Source organism: Mucilaginibacter sp. Mucisp73 (assembly GCF_059491465.1).
The window spans coordinates 3,261,143-3,280,965 of the sequence record NZ_CP168507.1; the positions used below are offsets into that span (position 1 = coordinate 3,261,143).

The 19,823-nt window shown below is 45.3% G+C and carries 15 protein-coding genes; 7 read left to right on the forward strand and 8 right to left on the reverse strand.

Features of this window, described 5'->3' with window-relative positions:
- Positions 1 to 47: 47 nt before the first annotated feature.
- The 5 genes from ACEN82_RS13590 (at position 48) to ACEN82_RS13610 (ending at position 4,571) form a co-directional block, all read left to right on the forward strand.
- The gene (locus tag ACEN82_RS13590) at positions 48 to 1,571 is read left to right on the forward strand and encodes an FAD-dependent oxidoreductase (RefSeq protein WP_413319923.1); all 1,524 of its coding nucleotides are present in this window, start codon (positions 48 to 50) and stop codon (positions 1,569 to 1,571) included.
- Positions 1,558 to 2,025 carry a hypothetical protein gene (locus ACEN82_RS13595; RefSeq protein WP_495644138.1) on the forward strand — a complete coding sequence of 156 codons (468 nt, stop codon included), beginning with the start codon at positions 1,558 to 1,560 and terminating at the stop codon, positions 2,023 to 2,025. Before ACEN82_RS13590 ends, ACEN82_RS13595 begins: the two co-directional genes overlap by 14 nt.
- A complete protein-coding gene (locus tag ACEN82_RS13600) occupies positions 2,009 to 2,380 on the forward strand; it encodes a SpoIIAA family protein (RefSeq protein ID WP_413319927.1) in 372 nt (123 codons plus the stop codon). The genes ACEN82_RS13595 and ACEN82_RS13600 overlap by 17 nt, the downstream gene beginning before the upstream one ends.
- Complete coding sequence (locus ACEN82_RS13605; RefSeq protein WP_413319929.1) at positions 2,377 to 3,429, forward strand: glycoside hydrolase family 130 protein; 1,053 nt, start codon at positions 2,377 to 2,379, stop codon at positions 3,427 to 3,429. Before ACEN82_RS13600 ends, ACEN82_RS13605 begins: the two co-directional genes overlap by 4 nt.
- A gap of 83 nt (positions 3,430 to 3,512) precedes the next feature.
- On the forward strand, positions 3,513 to 4,571 hold the full coding sequence (locus ACEN82_RS13610) for a DUF892 family protein (protein ID WP_413319931.1): 1,059 nt from the start codon (positions 3,513 to 3,515) through the stop codon (positions 4,569 to 4,571).
- A 53-nt stretch (positions 4,572 to 4,624) separates the two neighbouring features.
- Here the strand turns inward: ACEN82_RS13610 and ACEN82_RS13615 are convergent, their stop codons facing one another.
- The 4 genes from ACEN82_RS13615 to ACEN82_RS13630 all read right to left on the reverse strand — a co-directional run bounded on the left by ACEN82_RS13615 (position 4,625) and on the right by ACEN82_RS13630 (position 8,681).
- The gene (locus ACEN82_RS13615) at positions 4,625 to 5,350 is read right to left on the reverse strand and encodes a DUF72 domain-containing protein (protein WP_413319933.1); all 726 of its coding nucleotides are present in this window, start codon (positions 5,348 to 5,350) and stop codon (positions 4,625 to 4,627) included.
- A 5-nt stretch (positions 5,351 to 5,355) separates the two neighbouring features.
- Entirely contained in the window at positions 5,356 to 5,844 is a 489-nt protein-coding gene (locus tag ACEN82_RS13620) for a DUF421 domain-containing protein (RefSeq protein ID WP_373614004.1), read from the reverse strand.
- Positions 5,845 to 6,013: 169 nt separating this feature from the next.
- Complete coding sequence (locus ACEN82_RS13625; protein ID WP_274988163.1) at positions 6,014 to 6,481, reverse strand: low affinity iron permease family protein; 468 nt, start codon at positions 6,479 to 6,481, stop codon at positions 6,014 to 6,016.
- A gap of 1 nt (position 6,482) precedes the next feature.
- Positions 6,483 to 8,681, reverse strand: a complete 2,199-nt coding sequence (locus ACEN82_RS13630; protein ID WP_413319935.1) for a hypothetical protein — start codon at positions 8,679 to 8,681, stop codon at positions 6,483 to 6,485.
- 107 nt (positions 8,682 to 8,788) lie between these two features.
- On the opposite strand from ACEN82_RS13630, the gene ACEN82_RS13635 reads away from it, so the two are divergent.
- Positions 8,789 to 8,959, forward strand: coding sequence for a hypothetical protein (locus ACEN82_RS13635; protein ID WP_413319937.1), 171 nt, complete (start codon positions 8,789 to 8,791; stop codon positions 8,957 to 8,959).
- Positions 8,960 to 8,969: 10 nt separating this feature from the next.
- Entirely contained in the window at positions 8,970 to 10,379 is a 1,410-nt protein-coding gene (locus ACEN82_RS13640) for an MmgE/PrpD family protein (RefSeq protein ID WP_413319939.1), read from the forward strand.
- Positions 10,380 to 10,451: 72 nt separating this feature from the next.
- On the opposite strand, the gene ACEN82_RS13645 is transcribed toward ACEN82_RS13640, so the two are convergent.
- From ACEN82_RS13645 to ACEN82_RS13660, 4 genes are all read right to left on the reverse strand, one after another.
- Positions 10,452 to 10,826, reverse strand: coding sequence for a response regulator (locus tag ACEN82_RS13645; protein WP_413319941.1), 375 nt, complete (start codon positions 10,824 to 10,826; stop codon positions 10,452 to 10,454).
- A 120-nt stretch (positions 10,827 to 10,946) separates the two neighbouring features.
- Entirely contained in the window at positions 10,947 to 12,932 is a 1,986-nt protein-coding gene (locus ACEN82_RS13650; protein WP_495644139.1) for a tetratricopeptide repeat-containing sensor histidine kinase, read from the reverse strand.
- Between the two features lie 74 nt (positions 12,933 to 13,006).
- Positions 13,007 to 13,240, reverse strand: coding sequence for a hypothetical protein (locus ACEN82_RS13655; protein WP_090525102.1), 234 nt, complete (start codon positions 13,238 to 13,240; stop codon positions 13,007 to 13,009).
- Positions 13,237 to 19,221, reverse strand: coding sequence for a DUF2341 domain-containing protein (locus ACEN82_RS13660; protein WP_413319945.1), 5,985 nt, complete (start codon positions 19,219 to 19,221; stop codon positions 13,237 to 13,239). Before ACEN82_RS13660 ends, ACEN82_RS13655 begins: the two co-directional genes overlap by 4 nt.
- Positions 19,222 to 19,823 lie beyond the last annotated feature (602 nt).

A 19,823-nucleotide genomic window follows, 5' to 3' on the forward strand; every position in this document is an offset into this window, starting at 1 on the left:
CGCATTTGCGCTGTATTTAATGGTACAAAATCTATGCAATGACATTTATGAACGTCAAACGAGATGGTACCAGGAATAGCCCCTGGCAGTCTCTCAGCAGTCCGGCAGCCAGAGTTAAGCCCGAAGATAAAATATACGATTGCCTCATTGTTGGTGCCGGAATTACCGGTATGACGGCAGCGCTGCTATTACAAAAAGCTGGCAAGGCTACGATTATTACAGAAGCGCATAATACCGGTTTTGGCACAACCGGCGGCACCAGCGCGCATATCAATACTTTTGCTGATACTACTTACAGCGAAGCTGAAAGTGCTTTTGGCGAGGAAGGCGCACAGGATTTTGCAGACGCGATCAATGAGGGGTTCGAACTGATTAAGACCAATATCGACATCTATGGCATCAAGTGTGATTATGAACCGAAAACCGGTTACCTGTATGCCGAAAATGAAGATGAAGTGAAAATGCTGGATGACATATACCAGGGTGCTACCAAAGTTGGCGTTCCTGTAAAATATACTGACGAAGTACCGACACCTGTTCCTTTTCAAAAAGCTTTGGCTTTCGATGGCCAGGCACAATTTCATCCCATAAAATATTTAAAAGGATTACAAAAAGCTTATTGGAAGGCCGGCGGCGCGTTATTAGAAAACACGCTTGTTGAACAAATAGTCACTGAAGATGAAATACATATCGCGCAGGCTGGTAAAAACAAGATCCGTGCAAAAAATGTGATCTATGCCACCCATATGCCGCCGAATATCAATGTATTCAATTTCGAGTGTGCACCCTACCGCAGTTACGTGTTGGCCGTTAAACTCCATAGCGGAAAATATCCTGACGGGCTTATTTATGACTGCCAGGAACCTTATCATTATGTGCGGACGCATGTAATAGACGGGCAGGAATTATTATTGATTGGCGGGCTGGATCATAAGACAGGGCACGAGCAGCCGCAGAAAGCTTTTGACGATCTTGAAAAATATGCACGTAAGTATTATAACGTGTCGTCGGTGAAATACCAGTGGTCAAGTCAGTATTATGTACCCGTAGATGGCCTTCCTTATATCGGCCGCATGCCTTTAGCGGCCAATGGTATTTACTGCGCAACCGGTTATAATGGCAACGGCATGATGCTCGGAAGCATTGCCGCCCAAATCCTTGCCGACCTGGTAAGCGGCAAAGGCAGCAAATATGAAAAACTGTTTAATCCGGGCAGAATAAAACCGATAGACGGGTTTAGCGAATTTGTAAAAGAAAACGCCGATGTAGCCTACCACTTTGTGGCTGACCGCCTGAATATTAAAAGCACCGATTCGCTGAGCAGGTTAAAGCCTGGCACCGGCAAAGTGGTTGAAGTAGACGGAAACAAAATCGCCGCTTACCGCGATGACGGCGGCACCATACATGCCCTAAGTCCCGTTTGCACTCACGCCGCCTGCATTGTTAGCTGGAACAGTGAAGAAAAGAGCTGGGACTGCCCTTGCCATGGCGCGCGCTACGATATTGATGGCAATGTATTAACCGGGCCCGCAACCAGGGGCCTTACCAGGATAAGCGATGATGAAAACTAAAGAAATTTTTATTTCGGGAGTCACCGGCACTACCTTCATGACGCTGTTCAGCTATCTTGTATCGCTGGCCGACGGCGAAAACTTCAGCGAGCCGGAGCGCCTGGGGCAGCTAACCGGTCGCCTGATCCCTAAGTTAGATAAGCAGCAAAGCCAGGCATTAGGCTGGCTGGGGCATTACGGCGTTGGCCTGCTGTTTACGGTCGTTTATGTAGAACTATGGCACCGCGGTAAATTAAAACCCGACCTCAAGACAAATCTTTGGCTCGGTGGCCTAAGCGGCCTGTTAGCCGTAGCTGTTTGGAAAACGACCTTTAAAATGCACCCGTTGCCCCCATCCCTCAATTTTAAAAAATATTATCTGCAACTGGTACCAGCACATATTGTGTTCGCGGTTTTCGCCGGCATTGGTTATCACATCGTACAAAAAACAACAAGTTATGCTACAAATAATTAATAACCTCCCGCAACACGTGGTAGGGATTTATGTCAGCGGCGAAGTAACCCGCAACGATATGGAGACCATACTGATACCCAAGATACAGGAGCTGAAAAACCGCCATGGCGAAATCAACTATTTGCTGGTATTGGGAACAGGCGTGCAGAATTTCACGCTGGCGGCCTGGTGGGACGACCTCAAACTTGGGCTAACGAACTTTACAAACTGGCACCGCATTGCGGTAGTAACCGACCAGAAAGGTGTGGAATGGTTTACGGACCTCTTCCGGTTTATGATACCAGGCAAATCGCGCGGTTTTTCACCCGATCAATTGGAAGAGGCCAAAGCCTGGGTTAGCGGGGAAGAAATATGAAAGACCTGGCACAACGCTTTCCCGAAAACCCTTTGCTGCTACCAAAAGATCTTGCTCCCAGTCGCCAGGGTTTACAAATTATCAGCCTGCTTAATCCCGGCGTTTTTAGGTACGGCGGTAAAACCTGGCTTATTGTAAGGGTAGCAGAAGGAGTTATGCAGGAGGAAGGAGTTTTATTTTTCCCTGCCCTTGATGCACTGGGCAATACCGAGATCATCAAGGTACCGCTTAACGACCCCGACCTTATCGCTACCGATGCCCGGGTCATTAGTTACAAGGGGCTGGATTATCTCACCACAGTTTCGCATTTACGTTTACTGGCCAGTGACGATGGGATCCGTTTTACTGAGCAGGAAGGTTATCCGCCCTTATTCGGAAAGGGATACCTGGAACGTTTTGGTATAGAGGATTGCCGGGTTACACAGATAAATGACACTTATTACCTTACCTATACCGCTGTATCAGACAGCGGCGTAGGCGTAGGCCTGCTAACAACCATCAATTGGCAGCACTTTGAAAGCGGCGGAATGATCCTGCCTCCGCATAATAAGGATTGTGCAATTTTTGAGCAGAAGATCGGCGGAAAATATTACTGCTTGCACCGGCCAAGCAGCAAAGAGATTGGCGGCAATTATATCTGGCTGGCAGAGTCATCAGACAGCCGGCAATGGGGCAATCACCAATGCCTGATAAAAACCCGGCCCGGAATGTGGGACAGCGGCCGCGTTGGTGCCGGCGCGGCACCTATCCGTACGGAACATGGCTGGCTGGAGATATATCATGGTGCAAATGCCGAACATCGTTATTGCCTCGGGGCTTTTTTAATGGACATTAACAATCCATCAAAGGTTATCGCCCGAAGTGGTGACCCGATCATGGTGCCAACCGAAGCTTATGAGCTTAGCGGCTTTTTCGGTTACGTTGTTTTCACTAATGGCCATATTGCCGATGGCGACCGTTTAACCATCTATTATGGTGCAGCCGATGAGTTTGTTTGCGGCGCGCATTTCTCTATCAGTGCCATTCTTCAAACTTTAATTTATTATTAAAATAATCAATTAAAACAAAACAAAACCGTATTTCAGGAAGTTTTTATAGAGCCGGTAAGCCGACAGGCACGGATCAATGAATCATGGCAGAAAATAAGATTAAAGAATGTAGTAAACTGATAGCCCAACAGGGTATGACAATTGCTTTTGCCGAAAGCGCTACGGCAGGCTGGCTTTGTTCGGAGTTTGCACTTACCGACGAATCCGGCCAGGTGCTTAAGGGCGGGATCGCCTGCTATAATGCCGATCTCAAAGTATCCCTGTTAGGAGTACCGAAGGGATTGATTGATCAGTTTACACCAGAGTCGATGGAGGTGACGAGGGAAATGGCATACCGCCTGGCACATCTTATCCCATCCGACATACAGGTAACCGTTACCGGGCTCACTACACCCGGTGGCAGCGAAACCCCGGAAAAACCGGTTGGAACTATGTTTGTTTATGCGCTGATCCATGACAGGCACCTCAGTTTTCGAAAAGTATTTCAGGGATCATGCGAAGAAATTATTCAGCAAACCATCCAGGCTACCGCGGAGATGCTGATCAGGGGGCTAACTCAATTTAATTATCATCAACATATATCTACTATGGCAACAAAAAACAACAAAAAGACCGCAGCAGCGGCCAGTCGCAGTCCGGAAGCCGAGAGCGCGCTGAAAGAACTATTCATCGACGAGATCAAGGACCTTTATTGGGCCGAGAAGCATTTGGCCACCGCTCTGCCCAAATTGATCAAGGGAGCTACCTCAGAAGATCTGAAGCAAACCATCACCACCCACCTGGAAGAAACCAAAAACCATGTAACGCGACTGGAAAGCGTATTCGAATCTATTGGTGAGAAAGCTTCGGCTAAAAAATGCCTGGCCATGGAAGGTTTGCTGAATGAAGCGACAGAATTGCTGTCAGATACCGACAAAGGTACCGAAGTACGCGACGTAGCGATCATTTCAGCGGCACAGAAAGTGGAGCATTATGAAATCGCGTCATACGGCACCTTGCGCACGCTGGCCGGTACATTAGGCTATAGCGAAGCGCAAAGCCTGCTTGAGGAAACCCTGGCCGAGGAGAAAAATGCCGATGCACTGTTAACCCAGGTAGCTGAAAACTATGTAAATGAAGCCGCAGCAGCGGAAACAGAATAAAACAAACCGATTGTTAGGGCGGCTTTCGCCGCCCTATTTATTAACCTTTTATTTTAGTGCTTAACCGAAAATTGCAGCAGGGACTTTGCGTTGGGAATAGCTGCCACTGCCGCGTCATTGTTAAAATAACACCATGCTTCCCGGACTTCCGGTTTTGAATTAATCTCATCGGCAAATTTCCGTAATTGAGCATCACTATAAGATGAGCGGTATAAATCCGGAACACCGTGAAAACGATAATACACCACAGGGCCGGTTACAACAGGCTCATCCGGCAGTTCGGGATGGCTCATACCGCAAAAAGAAACACCACGCTCCCTAAGCCGTGAATAAACATCTTCCTGCCACCAGCCCGGGTGCCTGAATTCCAATACATTACTAAAGCTGGGATCCAATTGCGCCAACACGCGTGCCAAACGTTCTTCATCATAATGAAAACGCGGCGGGAACTGGAACAATACAGGCCCTAACTTTTCCTGTAAACCATCGCGAATGGTATCATAAAAACTCGTGATCATATCCACGGTTCCGTGAAACTGCTTAAAATGGGTAATAGCCTTGGGGGCTTTCACCGCGAAGCGAAACTCAGCCGGCGCTTTTTCATACCAGGTACGCAGCATGGATAATTGCGGAAAACGGTAAAAGGTCACATTTAATTCCAGGGTACGGAATTGCCCGGCGTAAAACTCAAACCAGCGTTTTTGCGCCAACCCTTCCGGGTAAAAAGTATTTTTCCAGTGACGATAGTAAAACCCTGAACATCCTATATGCCATTCCATAGGTATCATTTTTTTATGGCGCTGATATCGCCATTCCTTTCCATATACACCTTGTCTATCTTTTCTAAATCTTCGGTAAGTGCAGATTTGCGAACACCCTGCATCACATCTTCACGGCAAACCAATGCCCGTTTCATCCGCTCTTCATCAAACCGGCCGCCACGAAAAAGCGGGATCTTCTCTCCTTCTACCCAACTAACTAAAGGACTGTTACGTGCAATAAGCCAGCCCAGCAGCCGGTGTAGCAGAACGATCACAAAGCAGCAAACAATAACCGGCACAAAAGCCGAGGCGCCAACCACCGCCCTGCTCATAACAGCCCCAAGCGAAATACTGACGATATTATCCAACGGGGTACGCAACCCAAAAGACCGGCGCCCCGAAATGCGGATCAGTATAAGCGCGATAAAAAAGATAACAACGCCGCGGCTGCTCATTTGCAGCGCATTCAGGTCCTTCCCCTCTCCAAAAACGGTGATCAATAACTTTTCCATAACTCAATTTTTTAAAAGCCCGCTGCAGACAACTCCGGGTTTGACGTTTTGGGCCGAACGATGCCTTACCACCAGCCAAATGCCCGCTGCAACAAACCCGATGATGATCAAAAATCTTATTTTGCTTATCATAATCTCAATAATTGATGAGCCGGTTCCAGGCATTAGGTTACCCTGAATTCTTATTATTCCTGGTATAACGTTTTGATTTATTTTGTTGATTTACCCGCGCGGCATCAATAGAATGTGTTTTGGTAAGGTCACTTTCTTTTTGTGCCAGTTCGGACAAACGGATGTAAAATTTGTACAGGTGATCCAGCTCCTCTTCACTCAGGTCCTCAATATTAACCATCCTGTTACTGGTACCTTCATGAGAGGCCAGCAATTCATTCAGTTTTAAATGGACAGCTTTAGAATCCTTGTTCTGCGCCTTCTGGATAAGGAAAACCATTAAAAAAGTAACGATGGTTGTGCCGGTATTGATAATAAGCTGCCAGGTTTCCGAGTAGTGAAATACCGGCCCGGTAACAGCCCATAGCACGATGGTGGACGCAGCTATAATAAAAGCGGCCGAACTGCCGGTTGCCGCGGTAGCCCAGTTAGAGAACCGCTCAAAGTAATTGATTTTCTTTTTCATGTTATTTCCAGCTAATAGTGATTTCGGCATTGCCGGGTATTAAATATTCAAAGTGGCCGCCTTTGATTTTTTTTCCGTCGATAGGCTTCTGATTAACACGCACTTCTACCCCTGGTAATTTGCCAGGACCACTCTTAACCACCATCAGGCGGCAGTCAATGCGATTATCGCCCGCCATGCGGACATGAAGATAATCTTGCTTCCTGGCGGCAAAGCGGTAAACAGGGTAATCAGTGAAGATCATGAAAGGCTGATCAGGTATACGGATATAATGGCGCGGCAGGATCCCGAACGCATTGCCTGCCCCATATACTTCCTGGCCTACCTGCCCTGATTTTTCCCAGCCGTCGTGTAAATCCTCAAGCGCGATCCACAGGTTCGGATCAACCTCTCCTATTTTGGGCTTTTCCTGGAGCATTTCTTTCGGAAGCATTGTCGGGTAGTAATAAGCGGCACGGTCTACAAGGTAACGGACATATTCAGTTATCAGGAGGCGTACCGATGGTAAAATCTCAATATCCTCGGCGTAGCGGAGGTAGTCATGCAGCGCGCAGAAAACTTCCTGCTCTTCGTATACTGCCGTATAAGGAGCGTCATTAAGCGGAAACAATGCAAAAAATGTCGGGAAGTTTTTCCCATAGCCATAATCACAGTCCCAAAGCTTCACGTTGTTAAACACACCTGCCAGGCATAGGTAACTGAGCGCGCGGTAAATTTCTTTTTTGGTGATTTTATACAGGCGCAGCATTGCACCAGCTGAAAAGGCTGTATTGTTGGCCTGGTAAAACAACTCGAAACCCTGGCCGCGCAAATGCATAGCAGCTTTTTCCGCTTCGGTTAAATACCGTTTTTCGCCCGTAAGCTCCCAGGCCTGCAGCATGACATGGGCAAATAAACCCGGCACATCCTTTTCACCTCCTTTGCCTGGCTGCGTTTCGGCTTTCACTATTTCAAGGGTATCTACTTTATAAAAAACCGGCCATTTGTAATTAAAATGATGCGCCACCCGTATCGAAAATTCCAAAGAATCCAAAAAGAGTTTCCTGGCAACCTTGTCGCCCTTCAGTGCAAGGCGCGACAGGTTTAACAACGGGTGGTGCAGGTACCAGGAATCCATAACCAGCGGTTGTTTTTGCTCCTCCTCACCTTCCAGCGTATCGGCTGCTTTTGGGTGCCAGCGCATTATGGTGCCGTATTTTTCACTATAGAATGACGGCAAGCCGGCTTTAACTTTTTTCATTACTTCCAGTTCCACGCCGCTCCATTCCACATAATCAAGTAAAGGCAGCAGCACCGCCAGTTGCACCATGATCTCGGGAGGAGTGACATAGTCTGATACATAGGCGTTAAAATAATGATGACCATCAAGTTGTACCCAACAACCGGGACTGTCTATCAGGTCCTTTAATCCTTTGCCAAGTATGTCGGGCCAATGGGTATAATTCGTTGCCGGTTTGGGTAAAGCCAGGTAAACTTCAGCCAATAAATTGAGATATTGCTGAACCATGGCCGCTTCATCAGCGGGTACTTCTTCCGAAAAAACAATAAAAGCATCGCTCAAGGTATAGCTTGTACCTGCTGCCAGCGGTTTATTTTTAATAGTTGGCGGCAGGGCAAAGCCAATTTCAGGCCATTCGCCGCCTACGCTGTCCGCCGCGGAGGTTTCGGTTTGCTGGTTGTAACCGGCCAACGCGGTTAAGTTTTGCAGGTATAATACTGAACCAGCTTTTGGCCGGTTCATGCTAAAATAGAGCTGTCCCGAACGCGTACCCACCTGCCTTGTATGTATTTCTCCTTCGGCCCTGCTTTCACCTCCCCCGGAACCAAGCGGCACAATGTCGCGCGGCCAGTAAGGGAACAATAAGGTGGAGGCCGGCGTTAGCCTGGTGGTATGATGAAGTACGGGCCGGTCTTCTGTGGGTAAGGTCAAAATAACTTCATAGTCGCCCAACTGCGAGCCAATCTTCAACCGCACATCGTTTTTCCTTTCTTTTAGTACGATCTGTAACCGGTCGTTTGGTGAATAAGCCAGCCGGAAAGCGATCTGATTGTCATTTGGCCATCCGGCCACCAGCCAGCAGCTGTCGCCAAGGTCATATATTTTAAAATCATAGCTGCCTGCTGTGGTTTTATATACCGGAATAAGGTCAGGCAAGTGCAGGGCGGCTTTGGTATTCCAAAACCAGGGTGATGCGTTCATAGGTTAAAATCGATTAACAATTAAAAAAATCGCTGAAAAAATATCTTTTAAATGATAATTAAAACATCGCTTGATGTTTTAAGTTTTAATTATAAAACTATCAGTCTATGAAAAAGTTAATTACACCACTATTCTTAAGCCTTTTCCTGTTATTGAGCAGTTGTGATGCCGTTGTCGGTATTTTTAAAGCCGGTGCTGCCGTGGGCATTTTCGCGGTAATCGTCGTTATCGCGGTCATCATCTGGGTTATCTCATTGTTTCGCGGCCGCAGCAATTAACAGGTAGATCATGGAAAAAGAGCTGCAGAATTTCAAGATCGCCCGTTTCGCGCTTAATGCCCGCTATGATGACATCGGTGAAGCCTCCGTCGAACAACTGAAACGCCATCTGCTTGACGCTTTGGGCTCGCTGATCCACGCCGGTAACAAACCTGCCATCCAAAAATTATTGAGGCAATTGCAGGTTATGGGCGAAGGCGGCAAATGCAAAGTGCCGCTTATTGAAAACTTACCCTACGACCGGGCGGCACAATTGTATACAGCGCTTATCCGTTATCCGGATTTTATGGATAATTTTATGGGCAAAGAAGCTACCTGCCATCCCAGTGATAATATAGGCCCGCTGCTGGCAGTAGCGCAGTTTGGGCCGATATCAGGTAAGGATTTCCTTGCTGCCATGGCCGTGGCTTACCAGATAGAATGCCGCCTCGTACTGGAAATCCCGGTCATGAAAGAAGGTATCGATCATACCTTGCTTTTAGGCTACTCGATGACAGCCGGAATTGCCCGCCTGTTAAACCTGACTGAAGAACAAACAGCTCATGCACTGGGCATTACCGGCACTTCAATAAGCCCGATGGTAAGCAGCCGGGCATCATATACCTATGAGTGGAAGGGGTTTGCATCTTCCCTGGATGCGCTGAACTGCGTTAACATCTGTTTCCTGGCCCGAGAAGGGATGACCGGCCCGGTGGCCATTTTTGAAGGCCCCAAGGGCTTTGATGATGTGTTTGGCATGAAGCTGGATTATGACTGGGATAGTGAGACCTTTGAACTGCTACCACGCTGCGTACTGAAGAAATATAATGTAGAAGTACATGCGCAAGCCACACTGGAAACCCTTGACGAACTGCGCAAACAGCAGCAGGTTAATCCGGAAGAGATTGAAAGCGTCGAACTTACCACATTTTTAACCGCCTATCACATCATAGGATCCGGTGCTTACGGCAACCGGCAAATTGTAGAAACAAAGGAACAGGCTGATCACAGTTTATTTTATGCTGCCGCAGTGCTCCTTCTGGATGGCGAAGTTTATCCCGAACAATATGAGCCGGAAAGAATTAAAAATAACGATGTACAGCAATTGCTAAAGAAAGTGAAAGTAAGTACGGGTTTCCCGCTTCATCAACCGCTGATAGTTGCCGGTATCCTTGATCCTTATACCGTTGCTTATCCCGATAAAATGAAAACTAAGGTGAAGATCGGCCTGAAAAACGGCCAAACCCTAACCAGGGAACAGGAAGATTACCATGGCTTTTTTACCCGTCCGTTTACATGGAATGATACGATTGAAAAATTTCGGCGGCTGAGCAACAATATTGTTTCCGCAGAGATACAGGAGCAACTGATCGGCACCGTTCGTAACCTCGAAAGCCTTCCCCAAATTTCAACCTTAATTAACCTGCTGGCTGCTATATAAAAAAGAATTATCTGAGCCGCCATAGCAACTGCAGGGCTATGGCCCTGCCGGAGATTTACGGCCTGACTCCCGTCAGGCGGCAAAATGGCGCACATGATTAACGAGCTCATTCACATCAAAAGGCTTTGCCAGGTAATCATTGGCGCCGCATTGTTTCTCGTGCATCGTATGCAACCCGTGACTTGCCGAAACAATAATTATAGGTATATCCTGCATACCCGGGTCATTCTTCAAATGTTTACAAATATCGCGGCCATCCATATCGCCCAACATAACATCCAGCAACACAACATCCGGTCGTAAGGTCTGTATCGCTTCAAGGACGCCATGACCGTTATCCAGTTCGGTCACCGCATATCCCTCCATTTCCAGGATCAGGTGCATTAATTCACGAATGTCCTTATCATCATCAACAACCAGGACTTTCTTCTGATAAGAGGCAATCATTTATAGTTCTAAAAGCTACGTTTCAACATAGCTTTTAGAACACAAACATCATGCCCTGATATCTGAAGATTATTGAAAAATAAAGAGACGTCCCATCTTCCGACCTGTTTAAGGCCTCCTTTAAACAGCAACCAACTCTTCGTTTTCTATTGGCACAGTAAAATAAAACGTACTTCCGATACCAGCCTTACTTTCAAACCATATGGTGCCATTGTTTCTTTCTACAAGCTCTTTACATAATAACAACCCCAGACCGCTCCCTTTTTCACTGGCTGTACCAAAAGTGGTATATGAGGTATATTTGTTAAATATTTTTGATTGCGCCTCTTCGGGGATTCCCTTCCCATTGTCCCGGATCTTCAATATCGCAAAGGCCTCGCTTTTTTCCGCGGTTACGGTAACATGATCACCCGCTTTTGAAAACTTTACAGCATTCTCCAATAAGTTCCTGATCACAATATCAATCATGGTTTCGTCTCCAAATACCATCACGGGCTCAGCTATCTCCTCACTTGTTACTACCACTTTCTTTTCAGCGGCCCGCTGTTTCAGCAGCATAACATTTTGATCAATCAGCTTTCGCAGATCAAAACCGGCAGGGTTAGGCTGAATTCCGTCTAATTGGCTTTTTGCCCAGTATAGCAGATTTTCGACTAAGCTGGAGGTTATAATCAGGGTCTCGTCTATCTTTTCAATCCAGTAATCGTTTTCTTCTTCCGACAGGCTTTTTTCCTTTACAATATCCATCATATGGCTGATGGTATGAATCGGCCCCCTTAAATCATGCCCGATAATTGAAAACAGGCGGTCCTTTACGTGTACAAGTTCTTCGAGGTGAAGATTTTGCTCAGATATGTTTTTATTTTGCAGAGCCAGTTGCTCACTGAGCTTCTTTTTTTGCATGTAATTTCTGAGCAGGATAAAAGCGAGCAATACTAAAAGTATGGTGCCCGCAGTTAAAATATCCCGCTTCAGACTTACTTTTTCCAGCTCTTTTTGACCGATAATTTTATTTTTATTTAGCAAATCAATTTGCCGTTCCTTTTTTTCCAGCTCGTAAGCAGACTGCATATTCCTGATAGTTTTCAGTCTTTGTTCGGTTTTCAAGCTATCGTTCAAAGCAACTTCAAGGTTCCGGTAATATAGGGCCTGTTCGTAATTACCCATTTTCTGATGAGTTAAGTATAATACGTTATAGGCGGTTTGAATGAGTTCAACAATACCTGATCTCCTGCTTTCGTCAAGCCCTTTTTGTGCATACAGCATACTCGAATTGTATTTACCTGTATAATAAGATGTAAGTGCCAGGCCGGTATGGCAGTAAGCAACATCTTCGTCGTCGCCTGCATTTTGCGCAATATCAAGCGCCTTATTTAAATAACCCTCGGCAAGCCGGTATTCTTTCTTCGTAATATAATTTTCGGCAATATTGTACATTGCGGCGGCAGTAAAAACCGGGTCCTTTACCTTTTTTGCTATAACCAAAGCCTTTAAGTTATAAGCAATTGCCGAGTCTGACAATCCTTTTTTCTTAAATATCTCGCCAATATTCACCAACGGGCTAAACGTTCCTTCATGCGCGGGGTCGTTTTGCTTCATAGCTATCTTATAAGCCTTCTGACTGTAATAAAGCGCTTTCGAATAATCTTCCATTGAGGTGTACAGGCCGGCGATATTATTATACTCATTTCCGCTTAACCCTTCCATGCCCAGTTTTTCACTAATGCGCAGGCACTGTAAATGACTGTTAAGAGCTTCGGGCCATCTTCCTTTGTACCCGAAGGCTACCCCTTCTGCGAGATATGCCAGTGCAATACCTTTTTCATAATGGATTTTTTTTGCAAGATCAAGGGATTTTTGTGCCATCAGCAGCGCGCTGTCGGCATTCCTGCTCCAATACAACCTTGAAATGGAGTAATAAATCTTCACTTTATCAGTATCATGTTTTGCTTTACCAAGATTTTTAAGCTGCGTATTTATGTTATTGGTTTGGGCACGGCATGCGGAAGTACTGATAATTATATTTCCAATACAAGCCAGGATACCATGCATGATAATACACAGCGTATATAAACGAAGTTTGCGAATCGTTGCCAAGCCGAACATTGATATGTTTTCTAAATGTTTATATAATGCCTTTATTCCCTGACACTTTAAGGCCTGCTCAACACTCCCGCGTGTTAACGACCGAAGGCATGCTGCTTTTTGTACAGGCGGATAGCTGTGAGAATAAGAACTAATATGAATATATAAATAATCCAGGTATCCAACGGACAATTATTATCCAGCGGGTCGCTGTCATCACACGGCGCGCCCGGATCATCAGCAAACAGCAAAATGGGGCTTATAACCAGGTAAAAAGTCAATAATATCCTACTGACCCGATAGATTGTTTTGCAGAGGTAAAATTTCATTTTTTATTAAATTTTTTAATTCCAATCAGCCTTTTGGTTGCCTTGTCCGAAATCTCAACAATGTAGTTTCCGGGCAGCAGATTGCCTACGTTCTGTTGTATATTATTGCCATCCGTTTCCCGGTAAAACATTACCTGGCCGGTTATGCCGGTTACCTTAAGTACCACCCTGTCAGGTACATTTCTATTGATCTTAATATAAAGTTCGCTGTTAACTGGATTAGGATAAAGTGTAATTTGCTCATTAATAATACCAGGTGCATTGAAACTTGCCGCTACTATTTTGCTATAGCTGATCGTATTAAAAGCATCATTTTGCTGCAAGCGATAGTAATTGGTTCCTGTTGACGGGAACCTGTCTATATAAGTATAAGATCCGCTGCCATTGCTTAACATTGATGTTAAAAGAACAAATTCCTTAGAGCCGTCCTGCCTTTGCAGTGTAAAGCCCGACAGGTTTCCTTCATGCTCAGTTTTCCAGGTTAACTGAATACCGTCTTTAACCGGGCTTGCCTCAAAACTCAGCAACCGGTAGTTTAATGAACTTTTTTTATGAAATACGATCTCAAACCTGTTTGCGCCGTAGCTGGTTGTATCTGTTTTGTCGATATTGAACGGGTAACGTTTATACTGGCTGAAAAGCAAAGAATCCTTTTTATAATGATCAAGCAGATATACGTCATATCTCGAATCTAGTGATTCAAATCCCGAACCGGAAATTGTATCTGTGGTCGCCGAATTATTAACATTCACAAATAACTTTACCCGGGTAGTGGAATCGATAACATTCATCCTGTTAATGGCGAGCATATTTTGGCTCCTGTATCCGTAGCTGGCCAGTGTCGAAACGTTTCCGATGCCGTTTAACCGGTCTGAATCATAAAAAGGCTCATATTCGTTTTTGGATCCGGGATCAAATAATACCATAATCTCATCCGTATTAACCGAATCAGAGGAGAGTTTCACCCGCATTAACTGGGGCCTGGCTAATGCCTGGCCTTTTTTGCTCATCAACATGTAAAGGGTACTCCCCAGGGAGCTGGGTTGCACTGTTGTTTTGGCAACTTCATTAAAAGTCAATGAAGCCGAGGTTGTGGTAGCCTGCACAAAAAAGCCTTGTCCGCTGGCAATGTAACGGGTTGCATTATTGGTGCCAATGCCCCCCGGGATCAAAGCGGTATAAGTACCATAATTTTTATTGGTGTAATTAAAAACATATATGGTAGCAGATACACCGGGGCCGTAAATACCGTTTGTTGAACTGCTTTGCGAAAAAGTGTCCCAATCAATAGAAGACGCATATGGATTGCCTACCAGATTATAACCGGTTTGTGCTTTGCTTAAAGTGGTGCTGCTGCTGTTCCACCATAGTTTTACCGGGATGCTGCCCTGGTTAAGTGTACCAACAGCTACCATTGTTGAAGCATCCGGGTCAATATAGCTTCCGCCAAATCGGTATTGTTTATTCAGTGCTGTTGTGGAGGTGACATTGTTAACATTATTTCCGGCATAATATAACATGTAGCCATTACCTACCGGAAGCGTTGTTGTTGCAGTGGTGGTGCCTGTGCCAGTATAATAAGATATTGTATTACCCGAAATATCTGTTAAGCCTTTAAAATTTCCGGAATTAAAAGTAGTGCTGCTTGCAGGCAGGTTCTCTTTGTATAAATAAACCGTAGAGGCAGCGTTGGTGACAGTAAATCCACCTGTCGTCCCTGTTGGTCCGGCAACAAAAACCCCGGAGAAATTCCCCGAATTGGCGTTCAGATAACTGAGGTTATAAGCACCTGTAGTGGTATTTACCGGGGAAGACAGAAGCCGATAATTGCGGGTATTGGTAGCAATAGTCCCGGCCTTGAAATAACGTTCTGCATATACTGTACCTGTAATGCTGTACCCTGACGGGATAGGATCGACAGAGGCCGTTTGAGAGAAACTGCTTTTGAGTACCATAATAGCCCCGGAGGCAACCGCCAGGTTCCCCTTGGTAATTTTAAGTTCGCTGTAAATATCAAGCGTATCACTATTAACCGTTATTGTTCCACCCGCCGAATTATTCACTTCCATAGTGCCCACATGTGTATACCCTGTAGAGGCTGCACCATTGTAGCTTTGAGCGGCACTGGTCCCATTCCAGGTTATCTTTGATGTATTTAAATTATTCCAATCTATTTTTCCGGTGCCCTGATTATAAATATTGCACCCAACACTTAAATTTGCCTTAAGGCTTATTGAAGCCGTACCGCTTAAAGTAAGCCCGTATACCGAAGCATCAGAATTAATTGTAATACTTTTGCCTGTTGGAATAATTAAAGTAGCCGTACCGTCAAAGGCAGGTGCCTGATTGGTGGTACCAGCGGTGGTGTTATCCCAGTTGCTGGCATCGGTATAAGTTCCTGTAACGCCTTTATAAGTATAGGTTAGTGCGCCCGGTATACTTGCCGCATTAGTGACATTAACAGAGGTTGTACCAACAGTAGTGAACGTTACCGGGTTATTTTGATTTACATATTCTGCCTTAAGCCAATCTGCCGTTTTTGCAACATTTGAAACACGCGGTTCATCAATTACCCCGTTAAAATAATAGCTGTTCCCCCCTTCTCCTACTCCAATATAAAAGCTGGTATTAGCAGCAGGATTGACGACCGATAGTAATATTTTATATTGTGTTCCATCAACATATGTACTGAGGGTCGTACCTGTATAAACACTTTGTATATAATGCCATGCGCCGCTGGTAAAAGCAGTTGGATTAGGGATACTAAGCCTGGTTGTGGCAATACCCGATTCCGATTCAGGGATGTCATTAGTATAGATCCCCATTTTATAGCCGCCGCTAAACCCTCCTGTTGCATCCTGGTTTGTCATTACTTTTTGATCAAGACCTGTAGCCCCTAATTTAACCCAGGCAGATAGGGTGAAGGGGCCTGTAACAGATACGGCATTGGTTGTAATTTTTTTGCTCGATCCGTTAAAGCTGTAAGCCGTGCCGATTTTACCGATAACAAGGTCCGCCGAGGTCATCCCGCTGGCAGTGCCCGTATGCCCTCCCGCGGTACCATCAGCAACCGAACCCGTATAGCTCGATTCATTAAAATGGAATACAGCCAGGTAATTACTTGCCCAGGTATTCGCAAAAAATGCCGTATTGTGTGTTACCGTAGGGGATTTTGAACCATAATAAAAAGATATGATATTGTTGGTAGCATAAGTTAAAGTAGGGATTTGTACCCAGACCAGCAGGGTTCCCGTGGTTTGGTTGTAGCTTTCAACCTGGTAATATAACTCGCTGCCACCGCTTACAAATGCAAAATCGTAATTGGGGCCGTTGGGATTTTGCACTTTGTCTGAACATGTATTTGTAATGATCAGGTTATTATCCTGTATGCTGAGTAATGCCGGGAAATTGGTAAGGTTTGATGTAATGCCAAGCGAGGTTGTATTTAATGTGATGGTTTCACCAAAAGCATAATTACCATAGGTACCCAGGTTTACAGTTACATTTTGTGTTGATGACGACGAGCAGCCCGCAGCATTGGTTACAGTCAAAGTAATTGTTTTTGTTCCGGGCGTTGCCCATTGTACCGAAAACGGTCCCTGCCCGGTACCGGTTGAAGGTGTGCCTCCATTAAAATCCCAACTATAAGTTGAAGTTGAGGGGTCTGTCCCTGTATAAGTGACAGTAGCGTTTGAGTTAATGTTTACCGAAGACGTTGCAGTAAATGTTGTTGAAGGCAGTGCATTTACAACTGCGGTTACATTTAACTGCGAGGTACAGCCATTTGAACCGGTTACAGTAAGTACATAGGTGCCTGCATTTGCTGATGTAACATTGCTGATTGTAGGATTTTGAGAGGTAGATGTAAAGCTGCCCGGCCCCGACCATGAGTAGGTAGCGCCGCTTACCGTATTGGCCTGGAAAGCAAGTGTACCGCCGGGGCAAACCGGGGCACTGCCTGCACCGTATAACGTATACACTTGAGCCGCAGTTAACTCGGTTTGATAAACAGCTATGTCATCCAGTGAGCCGTTAAAATAATAACTGGATGGTGCACCTGGCCAACTTGCTAAATTGTCATAAGCAACCCGCCAATAACCTGTGTAAGCTCCTGCTGATGTCATCGTAGGATCACTGGCCTGCAGTGCGCCATCTACATACAGGTTGGCCCCATTTGTAGATGACATAGTTACAACTGCATGGTGCCATGCGCCATCAGCATAGGATGCAGTAGTGTTTATTGTGTTATATGTACTACCAGGTTTAACCCCAAAGTATAGTTGTCCGCTGCTATTCATATAAATATGACGGTCATAACCAAAAGCACTTGAGCTTAACCCGGTTTGCGACGAACCGAAACCGACCAGCTTACCTCCTGCCGAACTTGTTTTAAACCACACACTGATAGAAAAAGTTTGCGGACTAATTAGTATCAGGCTGGAAGTGGCCATGTATTGACTTGAACCATTAAAACTATAGGCACTGCTTGCTGCTCCATAACGATCAGTAGTAAGTGTGGGAGCATTTTGAGGTATTCCATTATTAAAATTACCAGAGGCGTCATTAGCGTTACCTGTAAACGGATAGGAAAGATATAAGCTGCCTGTAGTGGGCGCAGTTGATATAACGGGTTTGGCATTTACTGTTGCAGTTACGGCGATGCGCGGCGTGCTTGTTGCCCCGTTTTGAGTATAGCTTACATAATAAGTAGTAGTTGTCGATATAGTTGGCGTAGTAAAGGTTGAGCCCGTTCCTAAAGATGAACCGCCTGTAAGAGCAGCATACCAGTTATATACCCCGCCCGACGGTGAGCTTCCTGAAGCTGAAAGTGTTGCTGTTCCCGAAGCGCACGTTGAACCGCCGGTGCCTGTAGGGGCTGTAGGATTAACCGTAATAGAAAATGTATTACTGGTACCTGCACCACTGGCATTATAGCCCGTAACAATATAGTTGGTGGCTGCCATCGCTGCTGTCGGGGTACCGCTGATACTGCCTGTTGAACTGTTAAAGCTTAATCCGGCAGGTAACGCCTTGTTTAAAAAAAAGCCACCGGTTGGCGTAGTTTTGTTTATTTGGTTGGCATAATAGACCGCGGTAAATATGACGCCCTTGCTGTCAACAGCTATCCCCTCAGGATCCGTAAGGGCTTTACTGGTGAGTAAGGTGCCGCTTTGATTGTAAACATAAACTGTATTGGTAACTGCATTGTCGCCTACATAAAAATTACCGGCACCATCAATGGTTATGGCTTGCGCTGATGTATACCCGCTAAGAAAAATAGATTGAAATGTGCCGGCCGAATTGTATTTTGTTACATTCCCGGTGCCGTTATTTAATACGTAAATGTTACCCGATGCGTCCACAGCTACTCCAAGTGGAGTGCTTAAATTAGTAGTGGGCAGCGATAGTAACAGTGTACCACTGGTATTGTATTTTTGCACCGTAACAGCGCCCTGATCGGCAATGTAAATATTATCCGAATTGTCGATGGTAATTCCTAATGCATAATTTAAGCTGCTCAGTATGGTAGACTGGTATACGCCACTTGAATTATATTTATATACACTGCCTGTGCCCGGGGTAGCACCCAGGTTCAACACGTAAGCGTTGCCCGATGAATCAAAAACCAGGTCTTTAGGAAGCGACATGGTAGCACCCGTACCAAAGGTACCCAGGTAAGTACCGCTTGAATTATATCTGCTGATGGTGTTGTTACTTGTATTAGTTACATAAATATTGCCGGCCGCGTCGATAGCCATTCCGCGCGGGTTGCTTAAGGTAGCACCCGTAAGCGCTGTCGGCGTACCATAGCCTATCGCGCTAACGCCGTTAGTAACTGAGGGGGTCAGGGTAGTAATGGCTGTGCCAACTGTATAAACATTGGATGAAGTATAGGTAATGATGGGAACAGCGGCAAAAATGTTACTCCCCAGCAATATTAAAACAACCGATAGTAAAAAGTAAGCATGACGCCCTCTCATATTCACAGGTAAAACGTTATTAAATAATATTCTTAATAATATTCAACCTTTATACGGCCAGCCAGATCAATTAGTTTAGTTATTTACAGAAAATCAGTTATTTGAACAAAGTATTATAAGCACGCGATCAACACTTAAACATACGCTCAAATAATATAAAAACTAATCATTCGATTGACGTGCAGGAAAATAAGCAGCGAAAAGATTTCGGCTTTATTGCCCGATGACCGGCGAACAGGAATCGCCTTTATTTTCAAGATTATTATATGCCGGCGGCTACCCTATGAAGGATAGCCGCCGGCCTTCTTCTTTGCTGACCAAACAATAGTTGGTAACCATTAAGGTTAGACTTGTAAAAAATAGTTAATCTGGGGAAAGTGAAATAATGGCGCCGCAACGGCGGCAACGCATGATCTTCTACAAGGCACCTATATTTCAGATTGATACTCAACGTTAAAAGGCATTTTCGGTATCCAGATAAAAGAACATTTATTAAAAAAGTTACACTCCACCGAAACAGATCCGAAATCAACCATCCGCAACCGCACAATCACTGTGCGAAAACGAACGATTCCAAGACACACACACATCGCATTCAATTG